Annotated in this window: 24 protein-coding genes; 12 read left to right on the plus strand and 12 right to left on the minus strand. The window is 65.5% G+C overall.

The window, feature by feature from the left end; genetic code table 11:
• Positions 1 to 118 precede the first annotated feature (118 nt).
• Positions 119 to 835 carry a UTRA domain-containing protein gene (locus IB256_RS03180; protein ID WP_081520219.1) on the plus strand — a complete coding sequence of 239 codons (717 nt, stop codon included), beginning with the start codon at positions 119 to 121 and terminating at the stop codon, positions 833 to 835.
• 54 nt (positions 836 to 889) lie between these two features.
• Here the strand turns inward: IB256_RS03180 and IB256_RS03185 are convergent, their stop codons facing one another.
• The 5 genes from IB256_RS03185 to minC form a co-directional block, all read right to left on the minus strand.
• Positions 890 to 2,179, minus strand: a complete 1,290-nt coding sequence (locus IB256_RS03185) for a M18 family aminopeptidase (protein WP_192401244.1) — start codon at positions 2,177 to 2,179, stop codon at positions 890 to 892.
• A gap of 115 nt (positions 2,180 to 2,294) precedes the next feature.
• Entirely contained in the window at positions 2,295 to 2,930 is a 636-nt protein-coding gene (locus IB256_RS03190; protein ID WP_017522036.1) for an RluA family pseudouridine synthase, read from the minus strand.
• Positions 2,931 to 3,007: 77 nt separating this feature from the next.
• Positions 3,008 to 3,262, minus strand: a complete 255-nt coding sequence (minE, locus tag IB256_RS03195) for a cell division topological specificity factor MinE (RefSeq protein ID WP_045210300.1) — start codon at positions 3,260 to 3,262, stop codon at positions 3,008 to 3,010.
• Positions 3,259 to 4,074, minus strand: a complete 816-nt coding sequence (minD, locus tag IB256_RS03200) for a septum site-determining protein MinD (protein WP_017522034.1) — start codon at positions 4,072 to 4,074, stop codon at positions 3,259 to 3,261. The genes minE and minD overlap by 4 nt, the downstream gene beginning before the upstream one ends.
• A 61-nt stretch (positions 4,075 to 4,135) precedes the next feature.
• Positions 4,136 to 5,083, minus strand: coding sequence for a septum site-determining protein MinC (gene minC / locus IB256_RS03205; RefSeq protein ID WP_192291309.1), 948 nt, complete (start codon positions 5,081 to 5,083; stop codon positions 4,136 to 4,138).
• A gap of 144 nt (positions 5,084 to 5,227) precedes the next feature.
• Here minC and IB256_RS03210 point away from each other — a divergent pair, with 144 nt between their 5' ends.
• The gene (locus tag IB256_RS03210; protein WP_192291307.1) at positions 5,228 to 6,160 is read left to right on the plus strand and encodes a lipid A biosynthesis lauroyl acyltransferase; all 933 of its coding nucleotides are present in this window, start codon (positions 5,228 to 5,230) and stop codon (positions 6,158 to 6,160) included.
• 46 nt (positions 6,161 to 6,206) lie between these two features.
• Complete coding sequence (locus tag IB256_RS03215) at positions 6,207 to 7,403, plus strand: patatin-like phospholipase family protein (protein ID WP_192291306.1); 1,197 nt, start codon at positions 6,207 to 6,209, stop codon at positions 7,401 to 7,403.
• 76 nt (positions 7,404 to 7,479) lie between these two features.
• Here the strand turns inward: IB256_RS03215 and IB256_RS03220 are convergent, their stop codons facing one another.
• The 5 genes from IB256_RS03220 to IB256_RS03240 form a co-directional block, all read right to left on the minus strand.
• Positions 7,480 to 8,340: a pirin family protein gene (locus IB256_RS03220; protein WP_192401246.1), complete on the minus strand. Its 861-nt coding sequence runs from the start codon at positions 8,338 to 8,340 to the stop codon at positions 7,480 to 7,482.
• Between the two features lie 140 nt (positions 8,341 to 8,480).
• Entirely contained in the window at positions 8,481 to 9,293 is an 813-nt protein-coding gene (locus IB256_RS03225; protein ID WP_192209764.1) for a VacJ family lipoprotein, read from the minus strand.
• 4 nt (positions 9,294 to 9,297) lie between these two features.
• Entirely contained in the window at positions 9,298 to 10,647 is a 1,350-nt protein-coding gene (locus IB256_RS03230; RefSeq protein WP_081520236.1) for a serine/threonine protein kinase, read from the minus strand.
• An 85-nt stretch (positions 10,648 to 10,732) separates the two neighbouring features.
• A complete protein-coding gene (locus IB256_RS03235) occupies positions 10,733 to 11,218 on the minus strand; it encodes a GNAT family N-acetyltransferase (RefSeq protein WP_192401248.1) in 486 nt (161 codons plus the stop codon).
• Positions 11,219 to 11,287: 69 nt separating this feature from the next.
• Entirely contained in the window at positions 11,288 to 11,854 is a 567-nt protein-coding gene (locus tag IB256_RS03240; RefSeq protein WP_192401250.1) for a hypothetical protein, read from the minus strand.
• 110 nt (positions 11,855 to 11,964) lie between these two features.
• Between IB256_RS03240 and IB256_RS03245 the strand changes: the two genes are divergently transcribed.
• Positions 11,965 to 12,330 carry a hypothetical protein gene (locus IB256_RS03245; RefSeq protein WP_192291301.1) on the plus strand — a complete coding sequence of 122 codons (366 nt, stop codon included), beginning with the start codon at positions 11,965 to 11,967 and terminating at the stop codon, positions 12,328 to 12,330.
• A gap of 1 nt (position 12,331) precedes the next feature.
• On the opposite strand, the gene IB256_RS03250 is transcribed toward IB256_RS03245, so the two are convergent.
• Together IB256_RS03250 and IB256_RS03255 are read right to left on the minus strand one after the other, a co-directional pair.
• Positions 12,332 to 13,891 carry a beta (1-6) glucans synthase gene (locus IB256_RS03250; RefSeq protein WP_192401252.1) on the minus strand — a complete coding sequence of 520 codons (1,560 nt, stop codon included), beginning with the start codon at positions 13,889 to 13,891 and terminating at the stop codon, positions 12,332 to 12,334.
• A gap of 74 nt (positions 13,892 to 13,965) precedes the next feature.
• Positions 13,966 to 14,187: a DUF2061 domain-containing protein gene (locus IB256_RS03255; protein ID WP_192401254.1), complete on the minus strand. Its 222-nt coding sequence runs from the start codon at positions 14,185 to 14,187 to the stop codon at positions 13,966 to 13,968.
• Between the two features lie 283 nt (positions 14,188 to 14,470).
• Between IB256_RS03255 and IB256_RS03260 the strand changes: the two genes are divergently transcribed.
• The 8 genes from IB256_RS03260 (at position 14,471) to IB256_RS03295 (ending at position 21,754) form a co-directional block, all read left to right on the plus strand.
• On the plus strand, positions 14,471 to 15,325 hold the full coding sequence (locus IB256_RS03260) for a glycine betaine ABC transporter substrate-binding protein (protein ID WP_192291295.1): 855 nt from the start codon (positions 14,471 to 14,473) through the stop codon (positions 15,323 to 15,325).
• 212 nt (positions 15,326 to 15,537) lie between these two features.
• Positions 15,538 to 15,849 carry a DUF485 domain-containing protein gene (locus IB256_RS03265; protein WP_081520244.1) on the plus strand — a complete coding sequence of 104 codons (312 nt, stop codon included), beginning with the start codon at positions 15,538 to 15,540 and terminating at the stop codon, positions 15,847 to 15,849.
• Entirely contained in the window at positions 15,846 to 17,501 is a 1,656-nt protein-coding gene (locus IB256_RS03270) for a cation acetate symporter (protein ID WP_081520245.1), read from the plus strand. Before IB256_RS03265 ends, IB256_RS03270 begins: the two co-directional genes overlap by 4 nt.
• A 75-nt stretch (positions 17,502 to 17,576) precedes the next feature.
• Positions 17,577 to 19,367: a DUF294 nucleotidyltransferase-like domain-containing protein gene (locus IB256_RS03275; protein ID WP_192401256.1), complete on the plus strand. Its 1,791-nt coding sequence runs from the start codon at positions 17,577 to 17,579 to the stop codon at positions 19,365 to 19,367.
• A complete protein-coding gene (locus tag IB256_RS03280; protein ID WP_192291291.1) occupies positions 19,364 to 19,990 on the plus strand; it encodes a 3'-5' exonuclease in 627 nt (208 codons plus the stop codon). Before IB256_RS03275 ends, IB256_RS03280 begins: the two co-directional genes overlap by 4 nt.
• 120 nt (positions 19,991 to 20,110) lie before the next feature.
• Complete coding sequence (locus IB256_RS03285; protein WP_081520248.1) at positions 20,111 to 20,269, plus strand: DUF3309 family protein; 159 nt, start codon at positions 20,111 to 20,113, stop codon at positions 20,267 to 20,269.
• Positions 20,270 to 20,473: 204 nt separating this feature from the next.
• On the plus strand, positions 20,474 to 20,773 hold the full coding sequence (locus IB256_RS03290; RefSeq protein WP_081520249.1) for a hypothetical protein: 300 nt from the start codon (positions 20,474 to 20,476) through the stop codon (positions 20,771 to 20,773).
• Between the two features lie 168 nt (positions 20,774 to 20,941).
• Positions 20,942 to 21,754 carry an SDR family oxidoreductase gene (locus tag IB256_RS03295; protein WP_045210280.1) on the plus strand — a complete coding sequence of 271 codons (813 nt, stop codon included), beginning with the start codon at positions 20,942 to 20,944 and terminating at the stop codon, positions 21,752 to 21,754.
• Positions 21,755 to 21,814 lie beyond the last annotated feature (60 nt).

A 21,814-nucleotide genomic window follows, 5' to 3' on the forward strand; every position in this document is an offset into this window, starting at 1 on the left:
ACTGCTTGCAAAGGCATTGTCACGGGACGGTCATCGGGCTTTCCTAGGATGGCCGCACCCCGTCGAGGGAAAGAAATGCCCTGTTCTGGGGCTGGACTAGTCCAAAAGAGGGAAACGAATGCGCGATACGGCGCTACCCACGGTTACTGCGATCTGCCGCGCACTGATCGAGCAGATCGACAGCGGCCTGCTCAGCGCCGGCGGCAAGCTGCCGGCCGAACGCAAGCTGAGCGAGCTGTTCGACACCACGCGGATCACCCTGCGCGAGGCGCTGGGGCAACTGGAGGCCCAGGGGCTGATCTACCGCGAGGAGCGTCGTGGCTGGTTCGTCTCGCCGCCGCGGCTGCTGTACAACCCGCTGGTGCGCAGCCACTACCACGCCATGGTGGAAGGGCAGGGCCGGGTGCCGGAAACCGAGGTGCTGTCGGCCCGGCAGATTCCTGCCAGCGCGGCGATCTGCGAGCTGCTGGAGCTGCCGGCGCTGTCCAGCGTCTACCAGGTCCGCCGGCTGCGGCGGGTGGATGGACGGTTGGTGCTCTATGTCGAGCACTACCTCAACCCGGCATACTTCCCCGGCATTCTCGACAGCGACCTGACCTGCTCACTCACCGAGTTGTATGCCAGTCGCTATGACATCCGTTACGGCCGCGTGCGCTTCGACATGGTGCCCACGGCCCTGCACGGCGAGGCAGCCAGCGTGCTGCGCGTCGCCGAGGGCAGCCCGGCGCTGCGCATCACCCGCATCAATGGCGACCAGCATGGGCGCATCATCGATTGTGACCTGGAGTTCTGGCGACACGATGCGATCCACGTCAGCGTGGAAGTGCCGGATTGATTGCAGGAGCGGATCGCTGGAAGAAGAACGCCCGGCTTTTGCCGGGCGTTCGGGTCAGGGCAGGTCGGCGCTGTCGTAGAAGGCGCTGAGCACCTTGGCCAGATAGTGCAGGTCCTGGCTGCCGGCCAGCTCACGGATGGAGTGCATGGCGAAGGTGGGCAGGCCGATGTCCACGGTGCGCACACCGATCTGGCTGGCGGTGATCGGGCCGATGGTGGAGCCGCAACCCATGTCGCTGCGGGTCACGAAGCTCTGTACCGGCACCTCGTTCTCCAGGCACAGATGGCGGAAGAAACCGGCGGTCTCGCTGTTGGTCGCGTAGCGCTGGTTGCTGTTGATCTTGATCACCGGCCCGCCGTTGAGCTTCGGGCCGTGGTTGCCGTCGTGCTTGTCGGCATAGTTCGGGTGTACGCCGTGGGCGTTGTCGGCAGAGACCAACAGCGAGCGCTGCACGGTGCGGGTGAAGGCGTCGCCCTCTGGTAGCAGGCGGCGTAGAACCTGCTCCAGGAACGGGCCGTCGGCGCCGCAGGCGGAGCAGGAGCCAACTTCCTCATGGTCGGTGCAGACCAGCACGCCGCTCTGCTCGTCGTTGCTGCCCAGCAGGGCCTGCAGGCCGGCGAAGCAGGACAGCAGGTTGTCCAGGCGCGCGCCGGCGATGAAGGCCTGGTCGAGGCCGATCACGGCGGCGCGCTGGGTGTCGTAGAAGCTCAGCTCGTAATCGAGGATGGCGTCGGCGGTGATGCCGTGCTCCAGCTGCAGCTGTTCACCGAGCAGGTCGCGGAAGTCACGGGTCTCGCCGGCGGCGACCTGGGCGAGGATCGGTGGCAGTTCGGTCTGCGCGTTGATCGACCAGCCCATGTTGGCTTCGCGGTTGAGGTGGATCGCCAGGTTCGGGATCACCGCGATGGGAGCCCTGAAATCGATCAGCTTGCTCTCGACCTTGCCGGCCAGGCGGAAGGTGACGCGGCCGGCCAGGGACAGGTCGCGGTCGAACCAGGGGGCGAACAGCGCGCCGCCATAGACTTCGACGCCCAGCTGCCAGTAGCCGTTGCGCACCAGCTCGGGGTTCGGCTTGACGCGCAGGCAGGGGCTGTCGGTGTGCGCGCCGACCAGGCGCAGGCCGTTCTCCAGCAGGGGCGCAGTGCCGAGCTTGAAGGCGATCAGCGAGGAGTCGTTGCGGGTGACGTAATAGCGACCACCGGCTTCGGTGCGCCAGGCGTCGCGCTCGTCCAGGCGCTGGTAGCCGGCCTCTTCGAGACGAAGGGCGAGGGCCTGGGTGGCGTGGAAGGGGGTGGGGGAGGCCGCGAGGAAATCGATCAGGCCCTGGTTGAGTTCTGTACGCATGGGTAACTCCGGACAGCGAATGGCCGGAAGTTTAACGTAAATGCACGAATCTGCGGCCTGGGGACGGGGTGTCGGGCGTACAACCGTTTACGGTTGCACGCCGATCAGAGAGCGGTCAGAACGGCGCGGGCGACTCGAAGCGCAGGCGCTCGCCGGTCTGCGGATGGGTCAACGCCAGCATGCTGGCGTGCAGGCACAGGCGGTCGCGCAGCTCCAGGGCTTCGCCTTCGGCATACAGGCGATCACCCAGCAGCGGGTGGCCGATGCTCAGCATGTGCACGCGCAGTTGGTGCGAGCGGCCAGTGATCGGCGTGAGCTCGACGCGGCTCCAGTTGCCGTGGCGCTCCATGACGCGCCAGAAGGTCAGCGCATGGCGGCCCTGCTCGAAGTCCACCACGTGGCGCGGCTTGGTCGGCGGGTCGTAGCGCAGCGGCGCTTCGATGCGACCGCTGTCCAGCTCGGGTTCGCCCCAGCACAGTGCGGTATAGGCCTTCTCGGTCTCGCGGTCGTGGAACTGGCGGGACAGCTCGCGGTGGCTGTCGGCGTCGCGGGCCAGCACGATCAGGCCGGAGGTTTCCCAGTCCAGGCGGTGGACGATGCGCGCTTCGGGGTAGCCGTTCTCCTGCAGGCGGGTGATCAGGCAGTCCTTGTTGTCGTCCGCGCGGCCGGGCACGGAGAGCAGCAGGGTGGGCTTGTTCACCACCAGGAGGGCGGCGTCCTCATGGACGAATTCGATCTGGGAAAGCGGCATGGAAGCTCGTACGCGAAAGTAAGTGGGACAGAAACGACTGCGGCGGCCGAAGCCGCCGCAGATTCACCCGGGCCGGATCAACGCTCCGGCAGGGTGATGTTGAGTTCCAGGATCGAACAGCTGCCCTGGTTGGCCAGCTCGACCTGGACTTGTTCCTGGTCGATGGGCACGTATTTGCGGATCACTTCCAGCAGGTCTTTCTGCAGCTGCGGGAGGTAGTCCGGTTGCGAACGGTTGCCGCGCTCATGGGCGACGATGATCTGGAGTCTTTCTTTCGCGATCGAGGCGCTGTTTTGCGCTTTCCGGCTGCGGAAGAAATCTAAAAGGCTCATTCACGTCCTCCGAACAGTCGTTGCAGGAATCCTTTCTTCTGCACGTCGAGGAAACGGTGGGGCATTTCTTTGCCCAGCAGTCGCTCGACGGCGTCGCTGTACGCCTGGCCGGCATCGCTTTCTTCGTCGAGGATGACCGGTACGCCCTGGTTGGATGCCTTGAGCACCGCCTGGGATTCCGGGATCACGCCGAGCAGACGGATGGCCAGGATTTCCTCGACGTCCTCGACGCCGAGCATTTCGCCCTTGGTGACACGCTCGGGGTTGTAGCGGGTCAGCAGCAGGTGTTCCTTGATCGCGTCCTCGCCTTTCTCGGCGCGGGCGGATTTGCTGGCCAGCAGGCCGAGCATGCGGTCGGAGTCGCGGACCGAGGACACTTCCGGGTTGGTCACGACAATCGCCTCATCGGCGTAGTACATGGCCAGGTGGGCACCTTTCTCGATGCCGGCCGGGGAGTCGCAGATCACGTAGTCGAAGGACTGCTTGAGTTCTTCGATGACCTTGCCGACGCCTTCCTGGGTGAGCGCGTCCTTGTCGCGGGTCTGGCTGGCGGCCAGCACGAACAGGTTCTCGAGGCGCTTGTCCTTGATCAGGGCCTGGGTGAGGGTCGCTTCGCCGTTGATGACGTTGACGAAGTCGTAAACCACGCGGCGTTCGCAGCCCATGATCAGGTCGAGGTTACGCAGGCCTACGTCGAAGTCGACGATGACGGTCTTGTGGCCGCGCAGGGCCAGGCCGGTGCCGATGGCTGCGCTGGTGGTGGTTTTACCGACGCCACCCTTACCGGAAGTGACTACGAGGATCTTGGCCAAGGTGATTCACCCCAAAGAAAAAACGAAGAATTCTGGTCCCTGAAAGTCGCGGCAGTATCCGTTAAAGGCGGGTGATGTTCAACACGTCACCCGACAGGCTGACGTGCACCGCCTGCCCCCATTGCGGACTGCGTCGAAGGTCTTCGGCGACCTTGTAATTACCAGCGATGGACACGAGTTCCGCGGCCAGTTGCTGGCAGAAAATCCGCGCGCTGGTGTCGCCCTTGACACCGGCCAGGGCACGACCGCGCATCGGACCGTACACATGGATATTTCCGTCGGCGAGAAGTTCCGCACCGGGGCTGACGGGAGCCAGAACGATCAGGTCGCCGCCGGCGGCATAGATCTGCACGCCGCCGCGTACCGGGGTGGTCACCAGCTTGGTCGGGCGGACGACCGGCGCCGGCGGCTCGGCAGGCTTTTCCGGGGCCGCTTGCGCAGCGGCTTCCTGCGCTTCGGCTGTTGCCTCTGCAGCGTCGTCGACCGTCTTCTCGGGTTTGGTCTCGGCGGGTTGCTCAGCCGGCTTCTCCACGCTTTTGTCGGCCTGCACGCCAGCGCCGGCGGCCTGCTCGACCACCTTCTCGGAGAGCTTCTCGCCACGCGGGCGACGGACTGGCGCGGCGCCGGTCACCTGCGGGACGGCGTCCTTGGGTTCGACCGCTCGCTCGCGGGATGAGCCCGACGGCGGCAGCACGGGAATGTCGAACATGGTGGCCAGGCGGATATCTTCCTCGCGGCTGGCGCGCACTGCCAGGGTGCGCAGGCCGTGGCGGCGGCAGATGTCCAGCACGCCTTGCAGGTCGAGCTGGCCTTCGCCGTCGGGCAACTTGTCCAGCGCCAGCACCAGCGGGGTGTCGCGGAAGAAGTTGGGCGCCTGGGCGACCTTGTCGGCGAGCTGGCGGTCCAGACGAGGCAGGTCATTGTGGGCCAGTTCCAGAACGGTGACGGCCAGCATGCTGCCCTTGAGCTGGAATACGGGATCGTGGTCGAGAAGGTCAGCTTGGCTCATGGTCGGACTGCGTCATCAAAATGGTTGGACTTATAGCGGACCGCCCCGGCAGCCGCAAGCGTGGCCGATTGCTAGGCCACGCGGGAGGCGCGGGACGTATCGGCAAGGTAGAATGTCGGGCTTTGATCGTCACCGGAAAGTTCCATGGACCGCCCCACCTTTCGCCGTGAGTTCCTTCATCCCCGCCACTGGCCGCTCTGGCTCGGTCTCGGCGTGCTCTGGCTGGTGGTGCAGCTGCCGTACCCGGCGCTGCTGTCTCTGGGTCGTGCGCTGGGCGCGCTGATGTACCGCGTGGTCGGCAGCCGCCGGGCGATTGCCGCGCGCAACCTGGAGCTGTGCTTCCCGGATCTCTCCGCCGCCGAGCGCAAGCGCCTGCTCAAGGCAAACTTCGCTTCCACCGGCATCGCCTTCTTCGAGATGGCCATGAGCTGGTGGTGGCCGAAGGCGCGGTTGGCCAGGCTCGCCCATATCGAAGGCATCGAGCACCTGAAGAAGGCCGAGGCCGAAGGCAAGGGTGTGATCCTGATGGCCATGCACTTCACCACCCTGGAGATCGGCGCGGCATTGCTCGGCCAGGTGCAGACCATCGACGGCATGTACCGCGAGCACGACAACCCGGTGTTCGACTTCGTCCAGCGCACCGGCCGCGAGCGGCATAACGCCGACGCCACCGCCATCGAGCGCGAAGATGTGCGCGCCATGCTCAAGGTGCTGCGCGCCGGCCGCGCCATCTGGTACGCGCCGGACCAGGACTACGGCGCCAAGCAGAGCCTGTTCGTGCCGCTTTTCGGCATCCAGGCGGCCACCGTTACCGCCACCACCAAGTTCGCCCGCCTGGGCCGCGCGCTGGTGCTGCCGTTTACCCAGTCGCGCCTGGCCGATGGTTCCGGCTACCGCCTGACCATCCACCCGCCGCTGGAAGACTTCCCCGGCGAGAGCGAAGAGGCCGACTGCATCCGCATCAACCAGTGGGTAGAGAGCGAGATTCGTCGCCAGCCCGAGCAGTACCTCTGGGCGCACCGCCGCTTCAAGAGCCGCCCCGAGGGCGAGCCCAAGCTCTACGACAAGAAGAAGTAACGCTCCGGCGGGCTACGCTGGAAACGACGCGACAAGGACTTCTGCCGTGACCGACTCCGCCACTCCTCCCGCCACTCCCGCAAGATCATCGGCCGTCACCGGCCTGATCCTCTCCGGCGGCGGCGCGCGGGCGGCCTACCAGGTCGGCGTGCTGGCTGCCATCGCCGAACTGTTGCCGGAGGGGGCGGAGAATCCCTTTCCGGTGATCGTCGGCACCTCCGCCGGCGCCATCAATGCCGTCGGCTTGGCCTGCGGGGCGTTGTCCTTTACCGGTGCGGTGGAGCGGCTGACCAAGGTCTGGAAGGGCTTCCGCACCGGGCAGGTGTACCGCGCCGACTGGCCCGGCGTGTTCAGCCAGGCCTTCAAGTTCCTTGGCCACAGCCTGCTGGGGCTGGGCAAGCGCGAGCCGGTGGCGCTGCTGGACAGCACGCCGCTGCGCTATCTGCTCGAACGTGAGCTGGACCTGTCCGGCATCGCCGCCGCTGTGCGTCGGCGCAATCTGCGTGCGGTGGCGGTTACTGCCTTCGGCTACGAGTCCGGCCAGGCGGTGACTTTCTACCAGGGCCGCGCCACCATCGATCCCTGGCTGCGCCACCGCCGCATCGGCGTGCCGACGCGGTTGCAGATCGAGCACCTGCTGGCCAGTTCGGCGATACCGCTGCTGTTCCGCCCGGTGAAGATTCTCCGCGAGTTCTTCGGCGACGGTGCGGTGCGCCAGCAGGCGCCGATCAGCCCGGCGCTGCACCTGGGTGCCAATCGTGTGCTGGTGATCGGTGTCAGTGGCAACCCCACGGTCGGCAGCGCCAACGAGCTGGTGGCCAACTACCGCACGGGCCAGCCGCCGAGCCTGGCGCAGGTGGGCATCCACCTGTTGAACAGTACCTTCATCGACAGCCTCGAAGGCGATATCGAGCTGCTGCACCGGATCAACTTCCTCAGTTCACTGGTGCCCGAGGAAGCTCGCCGTGCAACGCTGGGGCTGGCACCGGTGGATGTGCTGCTGATTTCACCGAGTCGGCCGCTGGACGAGATCGCCGCGCAGTACCGCCACGAACTGCCCAGGCCGCTGCGCCTGTTTCTGCGTGGGCCGGGCGCGACCAAGGCGAGCGGGGCGGGTGTGCTCAGCTACCTGCTGTTCGAGCCAGGGTACTGCAACGCTCTGATCGAACTGGGGTACCGCGACGCCATGGAAAAGCGCGCGGAAATCGCGCGCTTTCTGGGAATGGAAGACTGGTCGCTGTAAACCGCAGACGTCTGTAACAGCGGACCTTGTCCGCTGATCGCGGGCATGGCCCGCTCCTGCAGGGGCCGGCGAGGCTTCAGACGGCGAAGACACCATCGCGGTAATCGCGCAGGGCCTGCTCGATCTCCTCGCGGCTGTTCATCACGAACGGGCCGTACTGCACGATCGGTTCATTGAGCGGTTTGCCGGCCAGCAGCAGGACGCGTGCGCCCTCGTCGCTGGACAGCTGGATCTCGTCGCCCTGACCGAGGCGCACCAGGCGGTTGGTGGCGACGGTTTCGTCACCGCGCTCACCAGGCACCTTGAGTGATCCTTCGTAGACGTACAGCATCACCCGATGGCCCGCCGGAATGCGCGGAGCCACGGAGGCGCCTGCCGGCAGCACCAGGTCGTAGTAGTGCGGTTCGGTGCCCGGTCGTTGCACGGCACCCTCGGTGACGGTCTGGCCGTCGTCGAAGCGCCCGGCGATCACGGTCACACCAACGCCTTGCGCGGTGGTCACGCGGGGCACGTCCTCGGGTTCGATGTCGCGGTAGCCGGCCGGGGAAAGCTTGTCCTTCGCCGGCAGGTTCAGCCACAGCTGGAAGCCGCGCATGGCGCCTTCCACCTGCTCGGGCATCTCGCTGTGGATGATGCCGTGGGCCGCCGTCATCCACTGCACGCCGCCGGGCTTGAGCAGGCCGGTGTTGCCCAGGTGGTCTTCGTGACGCATGCGCCCTTCGAGCATGTAGGTGACGGTCTCGAAGCCACGGTGCGGGTGGGCCGGGAAGCCGGCGATGTAGTCGTCGGGATTCTGCGTGTCGAACTGGTCGAGCATCAGGAACGGATCGAAGCGTTCGATGCCGGGGCCGCCGATCACCCGGGTCAGGCGCACGCCGGCGCCGTCGGAGGCCGGGTGGCCGATGTGCTGGTCGATCACGGTACGTAAGCGGGTCATGGGGACCTCCTTGATCTGTGAATGGAGATCATCCTAGTCCCAATTGATGGATAAATGGTTGCGAGTTTTTCAGTCTAACTATCGATGAATTCGATGCTTATTCGGAAAGAAAACCGCCGCCCGAAGGCGGCGGTTCCGGCTTACTCCTGGATCTGCAGGCGCCGGGCTTCGGTGTAGAAGTAGCGCAGCTTTTCGTACTCGAACGGCGTATTCATCTGCCCGTAGCGGAAGCTGTTGCTGTAGCGTTTGTTGACGATCTCCAGCACCGGCAGCTCCCAGTACTCGCGACTGAGGTCGGAGTAGTCCAGGTAATTCACTTCGCGGGCGGCGATGAAGTCGGTGACCAGGCCGCCGGTGTCGCGCAGGTTGGACGGGCCGAGGATCGGCAGCATCAGGTACGGGCCGTCCGGTACGCCCCAGTAGCCCAGGGTCTGGCCGAAGTCTTCGCTGACCTTGGGCAGGCCCATGGCCGTGGCCGGGTCCCACAGGCCGCCGATGCCCAGGATGGTGTTGAACAGCAGTCGCGCGGTGCTGTTCGCCGCGCGCTCGGGCTTGAGTTGGGCGACGCTGTTGAGCAGGGTCGGCACCTCGCCCAGGTTGCTGAAGAAGTTGCTCACGCCGGTGCGTACGAAGCGCGGGGTGACGTACTCGTAGCCGTTCACCACGGGCAGGAACACCCACTCGTCGAAGCGGTAGTTGAAGTGGTAGACCCGGCGGTTCCACGACTCCCAGGGGTCGTAGACGTTGAGGGCGTCGAAGGTGGCGCGCTCGAACTCGCGCTGGTCGAGGCCGGGGTTGAACTTCAGCGCGTCCAGCGGGTGCTTGAAGCCGTCCTCGTCCGGCACCATGTCGAAGGCGGTGGACGTCGGGGTCTTTATGGGTTGCGGCGTCTCGGCCTGGGCGAGGCCGCAGGCCAGCAGCAGGGCGAGAGTCCAGGAATGGCGAAGTGGCATGGAGTCAGTTCCCTGTCTGCGCGGTGGCGATGCCGGTGGCCGTGGCATCCTGTCCCTTGAAGAAGTCGAGCATGTCCTGGGCGTTCACGCGGTAGTTGAGGTTGCCGCAATGGCCGCCGCGCGGATAGAGCGTCAGGCGGTCGCCGAAGGTGCGACGCAGGAAGCCGATGTCGCCCGGACCGAGGATGACGTCGTCGGCGTTGTGCATGACGGCGATCTTCGGGCTCTCCTTCAGGTAATCCTGGACGCCGTACAGGCTGACCTGGTCAACCAGCTGCGGCAGGCTGCCGCCGTCGTACTTGGCGCGCCACAGCGGCATCAGCTGGTCGGTCATGTAGCACTCGAAGTCGCACTGCATGGCGCGCTTGAAGAAGGGCGTCAGGCTGGTGCCTTCGGTGATCGGGTACTTGGGCGGGGTGATCAGGCCGCGGCGGTTGATCAAGTCCGAGGTGAAGGCGATGTCGGCTGAGGAGAAGCGGAACACCGCGCCGATCAGCATGGCCATCTCTTCGTTGGAGAGGTGCTGCTTGGACTGTTGCAGGTCGAAGAGGAAGGCGTCGTTGAGGTCGACATAGCCTTTCTGCTCGAAGTAGCGCGTCAGCTTGGCCAGCACCACCTGGTAGAAGGTGTTGGTGTCGTTGATGCCCTTGACGTGGGTCTGCACCAGCTTGTCGAGGTTGCTCACCGAGGTATAGAGGTTCACCGGCGGGTTGAGCAGCAGCACGCGCTTGAAGTTGAAGCTGCGGCGGGTTTCGTCGAGCTTGCTGACGAAGGCCGCGTGCAGCGCGCCGAGGCTGTAGCCGGTCAGGTAGTAGTCGCTGACGGGCAGGTCCGGATGCTGCGCGCGCACGGCCTGCATGACCCGGTACAGGTCATCGGCGTCGTCGGGCGTGTAGCCGGGCGTGGCGACGCGGGAGGCGCCGACCATGAAGTCCCAGCTGGTCGGCGAGGACAGTTGCACCACGTGGTAGCCGGCGTTGTAGAACAGGCGCTTGAGGTACTCCGGCGTAGTGCTGGAGTAGTGGGCGCCGGTGCCGGCGATGATGAACACCAGTGGTGCTTCGTGGTTCTGCCAGGCCAGGCGGTAGTGCAGTTTCTTCACCGGCCAGAAGTTGCTCGGCAGCTCATGCTCGCGCTCCGGGCGCAGCTTGAGCGCGTAGTCCGACTGGCGGATGTCGTCATCCGTCGGCAACTGCGGGCGCAGTTCCGGCGGGGTGGTGGCGATGGTCGCCTCGAACGGGTTGAGCAACGGATAGCCGTAGCTGGCCTGATCCACATCGCGGGCGAAAGCGGGCCCGGCGAGCCCCAGTGCGAGGCCGCCGATCAGGGCGGCCACGCGGCGAAGAAATGTCATGGTTCGGAGTCCTTTCAAGAGGAGGCCAACTCTAGGGTGACCGGGCATTAAGACCAGCACATTTCCTACAAGTGCGATATGCGTTTCAGCCCTTGCGCGCCAGGTCACGCAAGGCGTCGCCGGTTAGACGATAGACGGTCCATTCGTCCTGTGGGCGCGCGCCCAGGCTGCGGTAGAAACCGATGGCGGGTTCGTTCCAGTCCAGTACCGACCATTCCAGGCGTCCGCAATCGCGCTCCACCGCCAGCCGCGCCAACTCGGTCAGCAGTGCCTTGCCCAGGCCGGCGCCACGGGCAGCGGGGCGCACGTAGAGGTCTTCGAGGTAGATGCCCGGCTGGCTCAGCCAGGTGGAGTAGTTGTGGAAGAACAGCGCGAAGCCCTGGGGCTCGCCGTCCACTTCACCGATCAGCACCTCGGCATAGGGGCGCGGGCCGAACAGGTGATCGTGCATGCGCTGGGCGTCGGCCTTCACTTCGTGGACCAGCTTTTCGTAGTCGGCCAGTTCGCGGATCAGCTCGAGGATCAGCGGGATGTCGTCAGGGGCGGCAGGACGCAGGGTGGCGCGGGGCATGAAAATATCCTTGTGCTGCGAATGCTTCGGAGCATGCCCAAAGCCCCGCGCCGCTGGCAACAGGACGCTTCAGAAACGCTCCAGGCTTTCCAGCCAGATCAGCTCACAGGCGCCGGCGCCGGTGTCCTCGCGGGTCAGCGAGCTGACCCAGCGCCAGCCGTCGTCGCCTTCCACGCGCACCAGCTTGCCGGACAGGCGTACGTGCTCCCCGGCGGTGACCTGGGCCAGGGTGCGCGCCACGCCGTCATTGGCCGGGATCATGTGCATGTTGGCGGCGTGAGTTTCCAGCTCGCGGCGGGGAATCGGCAGCTTGTCGGCGTGCCAGTAGAACCAGCGGTTGCCCTGGCTGATGCGGATATCGGCGAGTACCTGCGGATTATCCATCGGTCCCCAGCCCAGCGCGAGGTCGGTGGGCGAGAGTTCGGCCTCGCGGCCCAGTCGGTAATCCTCGCGGCCTAGCACGCGGGCCTCGATGCTGAAGTCCTGTAGCGGATAGATGGAATAGCGCTCGACGCGGAAGCCGCCAGCAGACAGGACCTGGCTGTGCTGCTGCGGTGCGTGGGGGCGTTCGGTCGGCCACAGCCACCAGAAGCTGGAGGCCGCGCAGACCAGCAGGAACAGGGTCGATCGCTTCATCGAAGGCTCCGTGGGTGAAGGAAGTTTAAGCAGGCTTTGGCCCCTCTTGCATCGGCCCCGGCGCTGGTTATGCTGGGCGCCGATTTCCTGCCTCCCGGAGTAGTGGCGCCATGTCCCGACGTTTGCCCCTGATCCTCCTGCTGCTTGCCCTAGCGCTCTGGCTGGCCGCCAGCTATGGCTTGCGTTTCGGGCTGATGGAGGACAGTCGCTGGGTGGGCATCTGCGCCGAGGAAGCCATGCGCTGGGAGTGCAGCGCGCGCTCGCAACTGGGCTGGGCGATTCATTTCGGCGTGTTCGGCAAGTTGGCGCTGGGGCTTTCGCTGCTGGCCTTCTTCGTGCCACGCCAGGCGGGCTGGTGGCTGGCGGTACTGGCCATGCTGGTCACGCTGCCGGCGCTGGTGCTCTACAACGCCGGGCTCGCCGTCTTCGCCGTGGTGCTGGCCGGGCTGCGCCTGGTGCGCGCACCGGCCCGCTGACTCAGGCCTTTCGTTCGGCCGGGCGTATCCCGCGCCACAGCGCGCCCAGCAGGAGCAGGCTTACCGCCGCCCAGCCCATTGCCTGAAGATTGCTCAGGCCTTCCAGTGCCAGCTGTGCGGGAATCCCGACGGCGATGATCAGTGCCAGCAGCAGCGCTTCGCGGCGCGGGGCGGAAACCGGGCGGCACAGGTAGACCAGCGCCGGGAACAGCAGGGCCGCGCTGGGAAAGCTGCGATAGCGCGCATCGAAGACCATCCCGAGCATCAGCACCGCGCCGGCGAAACCGGCGGTCGCCAGCCACAGTCCGGCGCGGCGCTGCAGGGCGTCGAACGCCTGCGAGCGCCAACCCGCGCGGGCCGACAGCGCCAGGCTGACGTGCAGCAGTACCAGCAGGTTGAGGCCGGCCAGCGCCGCCGCCCAGAGCCATTCGCCCCAGAAGCGGCTGGTGATCACCGACAGCTCCAGCCAGAGGCCGATGCAGCCGGCACCCAGCGCGCCGGCCAGCGGCAGCAGGAAAGCACTGCGGGCAGAGGCTGGGCGGCCGCCCACCAGCAGGGCACCGAGCAGGATCACTCCGGAAAGCCCCAGCCACTGCGGCCAGCCCGGCAGATTGCTGACCGGCCCGGCGAGCACGCCTTTTTCCTCTCGGTCGGCGCTGAACAGACCCCAGTAGCCGCCCACCGCGCCTTCGCTCTGGCGCTTCCAGGGTTGGTCGAAGGCTTCGATCAGGTTGTAGTGCCAGCCTTTCTCCTCGGCCATATGCACGAAGCCACGGATGAACCGCGCCTCGTTGACCCGGCTGGGCAGGGCGGTCTCGCGCTGGCGGCCTTCGCTGGGCCAGCCGGTCTCGCCGATGAGGATGTCTTTGGGGGCGAACTCGCGGCCGAAGTCCTCGCGGATCTTCGCCACATGGGCGAGGGCATCGTCGATGCCGCTGGGGTTGTCTTCCCAGTAGGGCAGCAGGTGGATGGTGACGAAGTCCACCGCCGGGGCGATTTCCGGGTGCTGGTGCCAGAACTCCCAGACATCGGCGTAGGTCACCGGCTGGCGCACCTGGGCCTTCACCTTGTGGATAAGTCCGGCCAGGTAGCGCCCGGTGACCTCCTTGCGCAGCAGGGTCTCGTTGCCGACGATCACCGCCTGCACCACGTCCGGGTACTGGTTGGCGGCCTTGATCAGCGCCTCGACTTCACGTTCGGTATCCACCGGGTTGGCGTTGACCCAGGCGCCGAGCATCAGCTTCAGGCCGTGCTTGCGGGCCAGCGCCGGGATGCCTTCCAGGCCGGTCATGGAATAGGTGCGCACGCAGTCGAAGCGCGTCGCCAGCAGGGCCAGGTCGGCATCCATCTGCTCCGGGCGCAGCACGAAAGGCTGGTCGAAGGGCGACTGGTCCTTGGCGAACGGGCTGTAGGACGCGCACTGCAGCTTGTGCGTGGGCGTGGCCGCATCGGGCAGGACCACCGGTTTGCCCAGGCCGTACCAGAGCCCGCAGAGGGCGATCAGGGCAAGCAGCAGGGCGAGGCAATAGGGGAGGAGCGGAAAGCGCGAGGACTGTGGCATGGGAGCACGCGAACCGTGGCGAGGCGCGCATCTTAGCAACGCCGTCGGCCGCCGTCAGTGCCCGCGCGGGGCACTCAGGCGTGGCGGTGAATCCAGTGGGGCGTCGGCGCCGAATCGACTGCGGCGCTGCCCTCGATGCGCTTCCAGAACTTCTCGTGGAAGTGGAAGCCCACCGCGTTGCACAGCGGCTCGACCACCGCGACCAGCCCGCCCACGGTGATGCTGCCGGTCAGCGCGTAGGCGACGCTGAAGGCGATCATGAAGTGCATCAGAGTGAAGGTGACGGTCTTGAGCATGGTGGCGCTCCTCCAGTCGAGAATGATTCTCCGTTGCTGAAAGACTACTGCGGGGGAACCCCGCCGGGTAATCGAGCCTCTGTATGGAGGCGATAGGCCGGCAGCGGGGTCGTGGTTGGAATGGCGCGGTCGTGGATGGACGGGTTCTGTCGCGGATCGGACCGTTTGGCGTCGCTCTCAGAGCAGTTCGCCATCAGGGTGCGCCGATCATGAAGGGGCGGCCAAGACCGCGAAATGCGCCGGGTTCGCCCAGGCGCGCCGATAAAATCACGGGGAGAAAACCATGCGAATGATGCGACGCCTGTTGGGCCTGGGCGCAGGGCTGGTGCTGTCGGCGGCTGCCGGGCTGGCCGGTGCGGCGGCCAAGCCGGAAATCACCATCGGTTACGTGGACGGCTGGTCGGACAGCGTGGCGACCACGCACGTCGCCGCCGAGATCATGCGCGAGAAGCTCGGCTACCAGGTCAAGCTGATGCCGGTCGCCGCCGGGATCATGTGGCAGGGCGTGGCGCGCGGTAAGCTCGACGCCATGCTCTCGGCCTGGCTGCCGGTCACCCACGGCGCCTACTACGAGAAGATGAAGGACAAGGTGGTCAACCTGGGCGTGAACTACCCGGGTGCGAAGATCGGCCTGATCGTGCCGGAGTACGTGAAAGCCAACAGTATCGAAGACCTCAATGCGCAGAAGGATGACTTCGGCGGCCGCATCGTCGGCATCGACGCCGGCGCCGGGGTGATGCTCAAGACCGACCAGGCGATCAAGGACTACGGCCTGGACTACAAGCTGGTGGCCAGTTCCGGCAGCGGCATGATCTCCGAGCTGACCCGCGCGGAGAACGACAAGAAGGCCGTTGCGGTGACCGGCTGGATTCCGCACTGGATGTTCGCGAAGTGGAAACTGAAGTTCCTCGAAGACCCGAAAAAGGTCTATGGCGACGAGGAGCACGTGGATAGCGTGGCGAACCCGGCGCTGGAGAAGAAGGCACCGGAAGTCTGGGCCTTCCTGAAGAAATTCCAGTGGAAGGACGGCCAGGAAATCGGCGAAGTCATGCTCGCCGTGCAGAACGGCGAGAAGCCGGAAGTCGCCGCCAAGAAATGGGTGGAGGCGCACCCCGATCGCGTGAAGGAATGGCTGTAAGCAGCTAGATCGAACTGACACGCGCCACAGAATAATCCCCCGCGAACCTCCGGATTCGCGGGGGATTTTTTTATTTCACAGCGTCTATTCCGGGCTTGTCCGCGAAGTCTGGCTAAACGCTACGACTAAAGTCGTCTGGAGCCCTTGCAGCGCTCAAATAAATTAGGGATCGACGACATCCGCGTCATCCCCGCTGTGAGGACAAGAACAAAATGAACGACAGCATCTACCAGCGGATTGATACCAATCCGCGCTTCAAAGAGCTGGTGGCCAAGCGCGAGCGCTTCGCCTGGCTGCTCTCCCTGATCATGTTGAGCCTGTACGTGCTCTTCATCCTGCTCATCGCCTTCCAGCCGCAGCTGCTCGGCGCGAAGATCAGTGCCGATTCGTCCGTCACCTGGGGCATCCCCATGGGCGTCGGGCTGATCCTCTCGGCCTTCGTGCTCACCGGCATCTACGTGCGCCGCGCGAACGGCGAATTCGACCGCATGAATCAGGAAATCCTCAAGGAGGCCCAGCAATGAAAGGCCGAATTTCTGCGGCCCTCGCTCTGGCCGCGTTCGCACCTGCACTCTGGGCTGACGCCCTCACCGGCGAGGTACAGCGCCAGCCGCTGAACGTCTCCGCCATCGTCATGTTCGTCGCCTTCGTTGGCCTGACCCTGTGCATCACCTACTGGGCCTCCAAGCGCAGCAAATCCGCCGCCGACTTCTACACCGCCGGCGGCAGCATCACCGGCTTCCAGAACGGTTTGGCAATCGCCGGTGACTACATGTCCGCCGCGTCCTTCCTCGGCATTTCCGCGCTGGTGTTCACCTCCGGCTACGACGGCCTGATCTACTCCATCGGCTTCCTCGTCGGCTGGCCGATCATCCTCTTCCTGATCGCCGAGCGCCTGCGCAACCTGGGCAAATACACCTTCGCCGACGTGGCGTCCTACCGCCTCAAGCAGAAGGACATCCGCACCCTGTCCGCCTGCGGTTCGCTGGTGGTCGTGGCCTTCTACCTGATCGCGCAGATGGTCGGCGCCGGCAAACTGATCGAACTGCTGTTCGGCCTGAACTACCACGTCGCGGTGGTGCTGGTCGGCATCCTGATGGTGCTCTATGTGCTGTTCGGCGGCATGCTCGCCACCACCTGGGTACAGATCATCAAGGCCGTGCTGCTGCTCTCGGGCGCCACCTTCATGGCGATCATGGTGCTCAAGCACGTCAACTTCGACATCAGCACCCTGTTCTCCGAAGCCATCAAGGTCCATCCCAAAGGCGAGTCCATCATGAGCCCCGGCGGCCTGGTGAAGGACCCGATCTCCGCGTTCTCCCTGGGCTTCGCGCTGATGTTCGGCACCGCTGGCCTGCCGCACATCCTGATGCGCTTCTTCACCGTCAGTGACGCCAAGGAAGCCCGCAAGTCGGTGTTCTTCGCCACTGGCTTCATCGGCTACTTCTACATCCTGACCTTCATCATCGGCTTCGGCGCGATCCTGCTGGTCAGCACCAACCCGGACTTCAAGGACGCCACCGGCGCCCTGCTGGGTGGCAACAACATGGCGGCCGTGCACCTGGCCGATGCCGTCGGCGGCAGCCTGTTCCTGGGCTTCATCTCCGCCGTGGCCTTCGCCACCATCCTCGCGGTGGTTGCCGGCCTGACCCTGGCCGGCGCCTCGGCCGTGTCCCACGACCTGTACGCCAGCGTGCTGAAGGGCGGCAAGGCCAACGAGAAGGATGAACTGCGCGTCTCGAAGATCACTACCGTGTGCCTGGGTGTCGTCGCGATCGTGCTCGGCATCCTGTTCGAGAAGCAGAACATTGCCTTCATGGTCGGCCTGGCCTTCTCCATCGCCGCCAGCTGCAACTTCCCGGTACTGCTGCTCTCCATGTACTGGAAGAAGCTGACCACCCGCGGCGCGAAGATCGGCGGCTGGATGGGCCTGATCACCGCGGTGGTACTGATGATCCTCGGCCCGACCATCTGGGTGCAGATCCTCGGCCACGAGAAACCCATCTACCCGTTCGAGTACCCGGCGCTGTTCTCCATGGCCGTGGCCTTCATCGGTATCTGGTTCTTCTCCATCACCGACAAGTCGACCGCTGCCGACGAAGAGCGCGCGCGCTTCTTCCCGCAGTTCATCCGTTCGCAGACCGGCCTGGGTGCCAGTGGCGCAGCCGCCCACTGATAGCCTGAGCTAACCTGCCGGGGCCGGGGGTGGAAACACCTCCGGCCCCGCTTTTTTGACAGGGATGGATGACGGATGTCCGACGATTTCAACTTCGCCTCGCCACCCTTCGACCAGCTTCGCCCGCTGGAGCGCGAGCAACTGCGCGACGCGCTGAGCGTGGGCTACTACACGGTCGACGAAGTGCTGCTCGAAGCCGGTGCGCCGGTGCCTTGCCTGTTCGTGCTGATGAAGGGCGTGATCGAGGAACGCGGCGAAGACGGCAAGCTGTTCGCCCAGTATGGCGCCGAGGACCTGTTCGACGTGCGCGGGCTGTTCTCCGGCAGCAGCAAGCACCGCTACCAGGCGGTGGAAGAGAGCATCGTCTACGAACTGCCGGCGGCGGTGTTCCACCAGTTGTGCACGGACAACCCGCAGTTCGCCCGCTTCTTCCGTGCGGACCTGGCCAGCAAGCGCCAGCTGGAGCGCCGTGATGGGCAGAACCTGGCCGAATTCATCCTCACCCGCATCGCCCCAGAACACCTGTTGCCCGCCATCGAAGTCGAGCCCGGCCTGCCGCTGGGCGATGCAGCGCGCCTGCAACTCAGCCGTGGCGCGGACGCGCTGCTGGTGCGCGAGGATGGCGCGCTGGGCATCGTCACCCGCACCGACCTGATGACCGCGCACTTTCGCGACGGCTTCAGCGAGGCACAACCCATCGGCCCGCTGGCGCACCGTCCGCTGAGCCATGTCGAGCTGGGCGATTTCCTCTTCGACGCGATGATCCTCATGACCCGCCAGCGCATCGAGCGCGTGGCGGTGTGCGAGGAGGGCAGGGTGGTCGGTCTGCTGCACCTGACCCAGGTGCTCAGCCTGTTTTCGACCCATTCCCACGTACTGGCGCTGAGGATTGCCCGTGCCGAGAGCGAAGCTGAGCTGCGCGCCGCTGCCGAGACCCTGCACACACTGATCGCCACTCTGGCGGGCAATGGCATCCGCCTGCGCTTCATCATGCAATTGGTCAGTGCACTCAACGAGCAACTGCTCGAGCGCCTGTTCGAACTGCAGGTGCCGCCGGTGCTGCGCGGCCGTTGCTGCCTGCTGGTGATGGGCAGCGAAGGACGTGCGGAGCAACTGCTCAAGACCGACCAGGACAACGCGCTGATCCTCGACGACGGCCTGCCGGTGGAGCAGGGCCTGTTGTTGATGCAGCGCTTCTCCGCCGCGTTGCTGGAGTTCGGTTACCCGCCGTGTCCCGGCGGCGTGATGGCCAGCCGGCCGGAGTGGTGCAAACCCTTGTCCGAGTGGCAGCGCGAGTTGCGCGAGCTGCCGTTGCAAGGTCGCCCCGAACAACTGATGCGCCTGTCGATTCTCGCCGATGCCTGGCCGGTGGCAGGCAACCGGAGGCTGTTCGACAGCCTGCGCGACTGCCTGTACGAGCTGGCCGGCGACAGCAGCCGCTGGATAAGCGACCTGGCCCTCCCCGCGCTGCAATTCGATACGCCGCTGACTTTCCTCGGCCAGCTCAAGACCCAGGATGCTCACCTGGACGTCAAGCGTGGCGGCATCTTCCCCATCGTCCACGGCGCACGCGTGCTGGCCGTGCGCGAAGGGCTGGACGAGCGAGGCACCCTCGGCCGCCTCGCCGCGCTGAAGGCGCTCGGCGTGCTGGATGAGTCGCTGGTCGACAACCTGAGCGAAGCCTTCGAGCTGTTCCTCCAGTTGCGCCTGCGCCAGCAACTGGACGGTCAGTGCGACGGCCGCGAACAGGGGCTCGATGTTTCCCGTCTCAGCCGCCACGAGCGCGACCTGCTGCGCTTCGGGCTGCACACGGTGAAGAAGTTCAAGCAGAGCCTGACCCGCCAATTCCACCTGGAGACCCGATGAACGCCTGCGTCGTTGCCCCCGATCCGCACTGGTCCGCCTGGCGCCGCCGTCTCTACTGGTGGCGGCACGACCCGGCGGAAGCGGAAGAGCTGGTGTCGCTGGACCTGGAGACCACCAGCCTCGACCCGCGCAAGGCCGACATTCTCAGCATCGGCGCGGTGGTGATCCGGCGCGGCAAGCTGATTCTCGGCGAGCGCCTGGAGTTGCTGGTGGAGCCGCCGCCGTCGCTGGACGGCGAATCGATCCGCATCCACAAGCTGCGCCGCACCGACCTTGAAGGGCAGTTGCCGCTGGTGGAGGCGCTGCGCCAGGTGCAGGCGTTCATCGGCGAGCGGCCGCTGCTGGGCTACTACCTGTCGTTCGACGTCGCGGTGCTGCGCCGGCACTTGCAGGAACAGTTCGGCGCGCGGCTGGACAACCCCCGCGTGGAGGTCTCGGAGATCTACCACCGCAAGATGAGCCGGCGCTTTCCCGACCTGCACCTGGACCTGCGCTTCGATACCCTGGCGCGCAATCTGGATATCCCCATCGAAGGCCGCCACACCGCCATCGGCGATGCGCGCACCGCCGCGCTGATGTTCCTGCGCCTGCGCAAGGGCTCGCTGCCCCGCGACCTGAACTGACTCTGGCGCGGGCAGATTCTTTGAATCTTCCGCGCACCCTCCCGGTCGGACATTACAAGCGCTGGCCAATCGCAACACCGCGAGCCATCGCCCCTCGTCGACTGAAAGAGGAGAGACGATATGGGACTCGGGACCATCCTGTTGATCATCCTGATCTTGATGCTGATCGGCGGTCTGCCGGTCTTCCCCCACTCGCGCAACTGGGGCTACGGCCCGTCCGGTGTGATCGGCGTGGTGCTGATCGTGCTGCTGGTGTTGTTGTTGCTCGGGCGGATCTGAGCCAGTTGCAACCCCTCACCCTGACCCTCTCCGCAAGGGAGAGGGCTGGGGCGAGGGGGGAAACCCTGGCGCCGAGGCAAGGAGAAAACCTGATTCCCTCGGCTTTCGTCACAGCGCCGATACGCCACAGGGTGATTCGTCGCACAGCCCTCGTGGGGCACCTGTACTAACATACTGGGCCTTTGCCATCAGGGAGACGTAGGGATGCTGGGCGTTGTACTGGTTGTGCTCGGCGTGGTGTGGTTGCTCGTTCAGTGCGGGCTGGGCCTGCCGCCGCTGGCCGAAGCCATGACCCTGGACCCGGTGGTCAATCCGGATCGCTATTGGCAGTTCGCCTTCCTCGGCCCGGCCCTTCCCGTGGCGCTGGGTGTCTTCATGCTGCGCTACCGCATCAGCGGCTTCGCCCAGTTCAAGCGCGAGCGCATCAACTGCGCCGCCCATCTTCTGGTCTCCGCTGGCATCGCCCTGGTGCTGGGCAAGCTCTGCGTGCTTCTCCAGGCCTGATCGCGCAACCCGCGAAGCGCTAGTGCGCCGGCGGTTTGCCAGGGGCATTCAGCGCCCTGATTTCGCCGCTGATAGCGGAAAGCCTTGGTTACACTTCGGTCCACAGTCGTCGACAAAGCGTTGTCGATGACCCGTCCCGAACAAGACAAGAAAAGGCAGACCTCCCCTATGCAAAATCGCATCATGATTACCGGCGCCGGTTCCGGCCTCGGACGCGAAATCGCCCTGCGCTGGGCCCGCGAGGGCTGGAAGCTGGCGCTGGCCGATGTCAACGAAGCAGGCCTGCAGGAAACCCTCAAGCTGGTGCGCGAGGCCGGCGGTGACGGCTTCACCCAGCGCTGCGACGTGCGCGACTACAGCCAGCTGACCCAGCTGGCGCAGTCCTGCGAAGAGAAATTCGGCGGCATCGACATCATCGTCAACAACGCCGGCGTCGCTTCCGGCGGATTCTTCAGCGAACTGTCGCTGGAAGACTGGGACTGGCAGATCTCGATCAACTTGATGGGCGTGGTCAAGGGCTGCAAGGCCTTCCTGCCGTTGCTGGAGAAGAGCAAGGGGCGCATCGTCAACATCGCCTCCATGGCCGCCCTGATGCAGGGCCCGGCGATGAGCAACTACAACGTGGCCAAGGCCGGCGTGGTGGCACTCTCGGAAAGCCTGCTGGCCGATCTCAGCCTGGTGGACGTGAAGGTCCACGTGGTCTGCCCGTCGTTCTTCCAGACCAACCTGCTGGATTCCTTCCGCGGTCCGAGCCCGGAGATGAAGACGCAGGTCGGCAAGCTGCTGGAAAGCTCGCCTATCAGCGCCGCCGACATCGCCGACTACATCCACCAGGAAGTGGCCCGCGACGTCTTCATGATCCTGCCCCACGAGCAGGGCCGGATGGCCTGGCAGATCAAGCAGCAGAACCCCCAGGCGATCTACGACGAGATGGCGAAAATGGCGGAGAAGATGCAGGCCAAGCGTCGCAGCCTGTCCTGATTTTCATTCCCGAATTGCCCCCTTTCGGTGCAACGAAAGAGAGGGCTTGCCCAGGCCGGT

The organism is Pseudomonas sp. PDM17, assembly GCF_014851985.1.
In the GTDB taxonomy this organism is placed as follows: Bacteria; Pseudomonadota; Gammaproteobacteria; order Pseudomonadales; family Pseudomonadaceae; genus Pseudomonas.

Excerpts from the sequence above, each read along its gene's own strand:
- IB256_RS03180 (WP_081520219.1), top strand. The coding sequence starts at position 119 with ATGCGCGATACGGCGCTACCCACGGTTACTGCGATCTGCCGCGCACTG.
- IB256_RS03185 (WP_192401244.1), bottom strand. The coding sequence starts at position 2,179 with ATGCGTACAGAACTCAACCAGGGCCTGATCGATTTCCTCGCGGCCTCC.
- IB256_RS03190 (WP_017522036.1), bottom strand. The coding sequence starts at position 2,930 with ATGCCGCTTTCCCAGATCGAATTCGTCCATGAGGACGCCGCCCTCCTG.
- minE (WP_045210300.1), bottom strand. The coding sequence starts at position 3,262 with ATGAGCCTTTTAGATTTCTTCCGCAGCCGGAAAGCGCAAAACAGCGCC.
- minC (WP_192291309.1), bottom strand. The coding sequence starts at position 5,083 with ATGAGCCAAGCTGACCTTCTCGACCACGATCCCGTATTCCAGCTCAAG.
- IB256_RS03210 (WP_192291307.1), top strand. The coding sequence starts at position 5,228 with ATGGACCGCCCCACCTTTCGCCGTGAGTTCCTTCATCCCCGCCACTGG.
- IB256_RS03220 (WP_192401246.1), bottom strand. The coding sequence starts at position 8,340 with ATGACCCGCTTACGTACCGTGATCGACCAGCACATCGGCCACCCGGCC.
- IB256_RS03225 (WP_192209764.1), bottom strand. The coding sequence starts at position 9,293 with ATGCCACTTCGCCATTCCTGGACTCTCGCCCTGCTGCTGGCCTGCGGC.
- IB256_RS03230 (WP_081520236.1), bottom strand. The coding sequence starts at position 10,647 with ATGACATTTCTTCGCCGCGTGGCCGCCCTGATCGGCGGCCTCGCACTG.
- IB256_RS03235 (WP_192401248.1), bottom strand. The coding sequence starts at position 11,218 with ATGCCCCGCGCCACCCTGCGTCCTGCCGCCCCTGACGACATCCCGCTG.
- IB256_RS03240 (WP_192401250.1), bottom strand. The coding sequence starts at position 11,854 with ATGAAGCGATCGACCCTGTTCCTGCTGGTCTGCGCGGCCTCCAGCTTC.
- IB256_RS03245 (WP_192291301.1), top strand. The coding sequence starts at position 11,965 with ATGTCCCGACGTTTGCCCCTGATCCTCCTGCTGCTTGCCCTAGCGCTC.
- IB256_RS03250 (WP_192401252.1), bottom strand. The coding sequence starts at position 13,891 with ATGCCACAGTCCTCGCGCTTTCCGCTCCTCCCCTATTGCCTCGCCCTG.
- IB256_RS03255 (WP_192401254.1), bottom strand. The coding sequence starts at position 14,187 with ATGCTCAAGACCGTCACCTTCACTCTGATGCACTTCATGATCGCCTTC.
- IB256_RS03260 (WP_192291295.1), top strand. The coding sequence starts at position 14,471 with ATGCGAATGATGCGACGCCTGTTGGGCCTGGGCGCAGGGCTGGTGCTG.
- IB256_RS03265 (WP_081520244.1), top strand. The coding sequence starts at position 15,538 with ATGAACGACAGCATCTACCAGCGGATTGATACCAATCCGCGCTTCAAA.
- IB256_RS03270 (WP_081520245.1), top strand. The coding sequence starts at position 15,846 with ATGAAAGGCCGAATTTCTGCGGCCCTCGCTCTGGCCGCGTTCGCACCT.
- IB256_RS03275 (WP_192401256.1), top strand. The coding sequence starts at position 17,577 with ATGTCCGACGATTTCAACTTCGCCTCGCCACCCTTCGACCAGCTTCGC.
- IB256_RS03280 (WP_192291291.1), top strand. The coding sequence starts at position 19,364 with ATGAACGCCTGCGTCGTTGCCCCCGATCCGCACTGGTCCGCCTGGCGC.
- IB256_RS03285 (WP_081520248.1), top strand. The coding sequence starts at position 20,111 with ATGGGACTCGGGACCATCCTGTTGATCATCCTGATCTTGATGCTGATC.
- IB256_RS03290 (WP_081520249.1), top strand. The coding sequence starts at position 20,474 with ATGCTGGGCGTTGTACTGGTTGTGCTCGGCGTGGTGTGGTTGCTCGTT.
- IB256_RS03295 (WP_045210280.1), top strand. The coding sequence starts at position 20,942 with ATGCAAAATCGCATCATGATTACCGGCGCCGGTTCCGGCCTCGGACGC.